7 protein-coding genes are annotated in these 5,495 nt (G+C 62.1%); 2 read left to right on the top strand and 5 right to left on the bottom strand.

The annotated features are described in order from the left end of the window. Positions 1-80 precede the first annotated feature (80 nt). The 3 genes from HF680_RS15575 to HF680_RS15560 all read right to left on the bottom strand — a co-directional run bounded on the left by HF680_RS15575 (position 81) and on the right by HF680_RS15560 (position 3,116). Positions 81-1,439, bottom strand: coding sequence for a DUF6538 domain-containing protein (locus HF680_RS15575; RefSeq protein WP_185225705.1), 1,359 nt, complete (start codon positions 1,437-1,439; stop codon positions 81-83). Between the two features lie 691 nt (positions 1,440-2,130). Continuing rightward, the gene (locus tag HF680_RS15565; protein WP_185225704.1) at positions 2,131-2,481 is read right to left on the bottom strand and encodes a VOC family protein; all 351 of its coding nucleotides are present in this window, start codon (positions 2,479-2,481) and stop codon (positions 2,131-2,133) included. Further along, positions 2,478-3,116 (bottom strand): hypothetical protein, encoded by a 639-nt coding sequence (locus tag HF680_RS15560; RefSeq protein ID WP_185225703.1) that lies wholly within the window; start codon positions 3,114-3,116, stop codon positions 2,478-2,480. The genes HF680_RS15565 and HF680_RS15560 overlap by 4 nt, the downstream gene beginning before the upstream one ends. Before the next feature lie 146 nt (positions 3,117-3,262). On the opposite strand from HF680_RS15560, the gene HF680_RS15555 reads away from it, so the two are divergent. Then, complete coding sequence (locus HF680_RS15555; RefSeq protein ID WP_205196341.1) at positions 3,263-3,799, top strand: TetR/AcrR family transcriptional regulator; 537 nt, start codon at positions 3,263-3,265, stop codon at positions 3,797-3,799. A 250-nt stretch (positions 3,800-4,049) separates the two neighbouring features. Then, positions 4,050-4,781, top strand: a complete 732-nt coding sequence (locus tag HF680_RS15550; protein WP_235969016.1) for a DJ-1/PfpI family protein — start codon at positions 4,050-4,052, stop codon at positions 4,779-4,781. A gap of 57 nt (positions 4,782-4,838) precedes the next feature. On the opposite strand, the gene HF680_RS15545 is transcribed toward HF680_RS15550, so the two are convergent. Both HF680_RS15545 and HF680_RS15540 read right to left on the bottom strand, forming a co-directional pair. Beyond that, positions 4,839-5,060 carry a hypothetical protein gene (locus tag HF680_RS15545; protein WP_185225701.1) on the bottom strand — a complete coding sequence of 74 codons (222 nt, stop codon included), beginning with the start codon at positions 5,058-5,060 and terminating at the stop codon, positions 4,839-4,841. A gap of 109 nt (positions 5,061-5,169) precedes the next feature. Continuing rightward, positions 5,170-5,495, bottom strand: a 326-nt coding sequence (locus tag HF680_RS15540) for a tyrosine-type recombinase/integrase (RefSeq protein WP_235969015.1), incomplete at its 5' end; no start/stop codon positions are given.

Below are 5,495 nucleotides of genomic sequence, written 5' to 3'. Positions count from 1 at the left end.
CTGCGCGGCCCGGCCTGTTGCTCACCCCACGCTGCGAGGCGTAACTAACCCAAGGACTCTGGTCGCCGCTGGATGAAAACTCAGGGGCACGTCACAATCTGCAAGAGCATCGGATGGATCGGGACGAGTCTTTCGCTGGCCGTGGTCTTGAGCCGCTTCGCAGCCCTACCGGTTGGATCGCCTCGCACGACGAAACAAGCCACGTCTTCGACGGTCTGAATGTCGGCGAGGTCCAACTGGCAGATTTCGTTCAATCGCAATCCGCTGAACAGCCCGATGAGCGGAACCCAGAACCGCGCGCGCCGGGGACGGTTTGGCCCCGGCGAAGCGTAGTGCCACTCGTCATCGACACATCCGGTGTAGATCGGAGCGTGGAAAATCGACCGAAGCTGGTCCGCGCTGAACGGGCGACGCTTATCCTTATCGCGGATGGGGTCGATGACATTCAGGCCGGTCGCCGGGTTCTTGTCGATCCAGCCTTCGTTGACCGCGAATGTCATCAGCGCACGAAGCTTGGCCATGTAGCCATTGATAGACCCTGCCGAGAGCGTGGATTTCAGCGCAGTCTTTTTGGCCATCTTGGCTGCTTGAACGGCGTTTAAGCTCGGGAATCTTTTGACGGGATTGCTGGGCAACCATCGGAGCAACTCCAGCAGGTCGCGGCATGCTGCACGGTCGATAGACGTCAGAAGACGGTCCTCACCCCATAGGCTCGACGTGATCCACAGGAGGCCGTCGTAGATCAGCCGCGTCTTTGGAGCACGAACCTTGGCCGGGTCAGCGTGGAAGCTGCGGAATAAATCGCCAAAGGTCATGGCGTGGCCGGTCGTTTGATCGACCGACACGGATTGCGATCCGGCAATTTCGGCGCAGACCGCTTCGGGGTCAGGTGCTCCCGTCGCCACCAAGAAAGACCGCTCAAGGTCGGCGGACAGCAGCTTGGACTTTCGAATGGCTTCGGATCGGTTGCCGGTTCCGAGAGACCGCCACACCTGCGTTCGGCCGAGCGTCGCCTGAAGTTTCCGAGGCACCTTAACCCGAAGATGGAAGACCCTCCCCCTGACGATCAGGCCGGGAGGATTCGCGCGCCGACGATGGGTGGTCCGTGGGGACGGTGAAGAGGACCGTTTGGATGGTTGGTGTAGCAGGTTGGTGTAGCAGTCCGTGTCAGCAGAAGCCGTTGTTCCAGAACTGTTTTTCAACCTTTCCAGATGCTGCTGGTGTAGCAAGCTGGTGTAGCAAACAGGCGTTTTCGACCGCCCGAGAGCGGTTTCTTCAACGCTTGCAATGTGTTGGGGGAGGATGGTGGACGCGACAGGGATTGAACCTGTGACCCCCTCGATGTCAACGAACTGCGCTCTGATCGAAAACCAGACGACGATTGAGATCTGAGCCCTTCTCGTGAGCGAATAATGTCGATAGTGGCGACCCTTTTCCATGCATTTCTGGTTAGTTTCTGGTTAGCGCTGTCAGCTCCCATTTTTTGCGAACCGCCCCCCAGCCCGCCAGTGCAATGGAAGCGGCGCAGGCCAGCCACATCTGCAGTCACCATGTGGCGGCATGATCGGAGACCGTACCACTTCGCATAAGCGCGAAGAGAATATCTGCCCTCCTATCGGGGCACCGGCTAAGCGCATGGCGAATAGGCCCGACCACTCTTCCAACTCGCTTGCTAGGTCGCCTATGCGCCAGGATCGGACATTGCCGCCTCGCCGGAAACAAGACATTCGTCAGGTCCGTCAGTGCCCGGGCTTGTTGAGGCTGTCCCGCCCGATCCCACTCCCAGCCCCCCCCCTGCACCGCCGACCAGCCCGACGATCATCGTCAGCCCGGCCATGATCAGTATTCCGGACACGACGCCGCCTCCGCCAGGCCCAGCTCAGCGCCATCGCCCGACAGCTCAACGAACGACCCAGAAAGACCTTGCTCTATCGAACGCCAGCAGAGACCTTCGCCGAGTGTGTTGCAGCGATCAGTTGAGCCCACCACCCCTAGCGGCAGTTCGGCGAGACCGCTTTTGGGCTGTGGGGCCGATGTCCGTTTTTGCGCGGGTGTCGATGTTGTGGTCCGACCCATTGCGGACATTGCGCAGACAACCCGCCAGAAGAACACTCTCAGCGCAATGTGGTCCTAACCAGCTATTCGACCGATCCGGACCAGCGTTCCGTCCGGATCGCTGATTGCGAACTCATATGTGCCCCACGGCTTCAGGTGCGGCGCGCCCGGTTCAATGATCAGTTCGCGCACCCGGTCGGCGACCGCGTCGACGTCGTCGGCATAGAGGTAGAGGCCGGACGGGTTGTCTTCGATCCTGCCCGGCCATGACCCCGCCGTCAGATGCAGATGCCAGCCCCGCCCGTCCGCCAGGATCAGGTAATGGCCGTGGTCGCTCATCACCTTGAAGCCGAGGCGCGCGTAGAAGGCCTCGCTGACCTTTAAGTCGCGGCACGGCACGATGGCCGTCGTCCTATGCTCTGTCATTCTGGGTCTCCTGGCGTGTCGCCCATCATCCACGACGCGACGAGCAAGGACCATGCCCCAAACAGCACGGTCGCCACCGTCGCCGGGTAGAGGCCGAACGAGCCCTGACCGACGATCATCCACCCCGCAGCGACGACCGCAACGACGAGGCCGAGGGTGCCCGCGATCTTTGTCACCACCGTCAGCCGCAGCATCCGCACGGCCCACAGCGTCATCGCAGCCACCGTCAGCACCATGCCCAGATTGGCCAGCGCCCGGTTCACCGCCCCAAGGATCTTCACTTGCATCCGCACCGCCTCCGGATCCGCCTGCCCCGCCAGGCCGCCGGCCGCGAAGCCGGTGATCAAGGCGGCGGCGATGAACGCCGTCATGCCCGCATCGAACGCCATCGTCCCCGCCCGCACCGAAGCGTGCTCTGTCCCCAGACGCCACGCCCAGGTTTGGAATGAAAAGCGCAGCATGAACAGGCACCCGATCATCGCTCCATGCACGAGAGCATTGCTCCAGTCATTGAGCAGCAGGCCGTCGTCCGGGCCCTTGAACGACGTCGGGTGGTGCAGCATCAGCACCAATGCGCCCAGCACCGCCGCGATGATCATTCCGCCCGATAGGCGACCCTCGGAAAGGTTGTTCATTAGAGTGTTCCCTCGTTTCGCCGGACAGGCTGGGGCGAAGGGCCGTCGATCGCGAGGGACGAAACCCCCGATCCGTCCGCTTCCGGACGAAGCCCAGCTTTTGTCCGCCAACAGCGCGCACGCGGCGGGTGAACAGCGGCGCTTCGATGCGCTATCTTTCCGCCATGACCGAGGACCTAGCGCGCGATCTGGACCGCAGGACCCAGCGCACCCGCATGGCCATCTTCAACGCTCTGATCGGCCTGATTTTCACCCGCCGCTACGACACCATCCGCACCGCCGACCTGATCGAGGCGGCCGGGGTAGGGCGCTCCACCTTCTATGAGCATTTCCGAAATAAGGACGACGTTCTGATCTCGGTCATCGATCCCATCTTCATCCCGCTTGCCGCTGCCGCGACTGGGCGAGGCAGCCACGCCGCCGTCAAGACGATGCTCGATCATGTCTGGGAACAACGCGCTCTCGCGCGCGTCATCTTTGAACCGCCATTGCTGTTCAAGCTGCAGCGAAAGCTCGCAGGCATGATCGAGGCCCGCCTACAGCCCGCTTCCGACCGCACACCCCCGCCCCTCGTAGCCACGGGTGCCACAGCGGGCCAGTTAGCCATCCTCAGGATGTGGCTGGTCGGCGAGGTGTCCTGTTCCGCCGACCTGCTTGCCACTCAGCTCGTTGCAGGGAGGTGATGCATCCAAAGTCGAGGTTTCCCCAAGCGTGTAATGTCCGCGTCTCGCGCGGAGGAGCAACGTCTGCTTCCCACCCCTTGCCGACCTCCGGGGAGTCCGCTCATGGGGCTCGCCCACGAAAGTCTGGTTTCGGTGATGTTGCCTACGACGCAAACCGACCCAAGGCGGGCATTCAGAATGTCCGCTCTTGAGTGGGCGCTGTAACTCAGCGAACGTAACATCCTCCCCATCTCTCCGTGCAGAGCCCGCAATGCAGATCGCCATCCTAACCCTTGACGGCTTTAACGAACTGGATTCCTTCATCGCGGCGGGCATCCTTAACCGGATGAAGTCGCACGGTTGGGCGGCCCACATCACCAGTCCTACGTCGGAGGTCACCTCGATGGCGGGGGTGACGATCCAGCGCCAGAAGCCGCTGGAGTTCCTAGCCGAGGCCGACGCCGTGCTGATCGGCAGCGGAATCAAGACCCGCGACTACGCCGCCGATCGCGCATTCCTGTCGCGTCTCCCACTGGACCCTTCGCGCCAACTAATCGGCGCCCAGTGTTCCGGCACGCTTCTACTGGCTAAGCTCGGCCTGATCGGTGACCTGCCTGCCTGCACCGACCTAACGACCAAGCCTTGGGTCATCGAGGCGGGCGTCAATGTCGTGGACGCGCCCTTCGCCGCGCACGGTAATATCGCAACAGCTGGCGGCTGCCTGGCCTCGCAATACCTTGCCGCCTGGATGATCGCGCGCTTGGCGACCCCGCGTGATGCGGAAGAGGCTATCCAATACGTGGCGCCCGTTGGCGAGAAGGTTGAATACGTCCAACGCGCGATGGCGGCGGTGACGCCATTTTTAAACGCTGGAGAAGTACGGGCAGCGCAATTTAGCATCGTCCGCTATCCACCCCTGGCCGACATCGACCGAGACCGCTTCCGGCCTGGAGGCCAATGTCCGCTTGCTGCGGCGAAGCCCAGGGCAGAAATCGACCCATAACGGTCGTAGGCGGACGCGTCACCACATGCCGCCGCCATCGATGGATCAAGCGCAGCCTTAGTCTTGATCGGCTGGGATGATGTGGACGCAGTCATAGAGACCGTGCGCGCCCTTGCGGGGGAACGCGGCGAGCGAGCCAACATGGTCAATGACCCTTCGGGCCAGCGCGTTGAACTGCGCTTCTCGCCCCGGGATCGGCAGGATCAGAAAGCCATGATCCACAGGCTCGACGCTGTGGTCCTGCGACGGCTCAGATAGAGTTGTCAGAAATAGCGACATAAAGTGCATTATAGCTAAGCTTGGCGGCTTGGCTAACTTCGCGGGCTCGCTATCCACCCCTCTGAGACATAGGGGCAGTCCGCTTTCCGGCGGGCCGCCCCAAGCCTGCTCAGAGGTCGATCTGCTCTGAAATCTCCAGCGCGTCGTCCACTTCGATGCCGAGATACCTAACGGTGCTCTCGAGCTTTCCGTGCCCGAGAAGGAGCTGGCAGGCGCGTAGGTTTCCGGTCTTCTTATAGATCAAGGCCACCTTGGTCCGTCTATGGCTGTGGGTGCCATAGGCGCTGGGGTTCAGGTCGATCATTCTCACCCAGGTATCGACCAGCCGAGCGTACTGCCGGGTGCCTATGTGCTCTCCATCTCGGCTGCGGCTGGGGAACAGCCAGTCGTCACGCCGTCGTCCTCGGCGCTCCAACCAGTGAGCCAGAGCTTCTC

The sequence above is a fragment of the Brevundimonas huaxiensis genome, from assembly GCF_014218725.1.
In the GTDB taxonomy this organism is placed as follows: domain Bacteria; phylum Pseudomonadota; class Alphaproteobacteria; order Caulobacterales; family Caulobacteraceae; genus Brevundimonas; species Brevundimonas huaxiensis.
The sequence above is the reverse complement of the archived record's forward strand: the minus strand, read 5'-3'. Positions and strand labels throughout refer to the sequence as shown.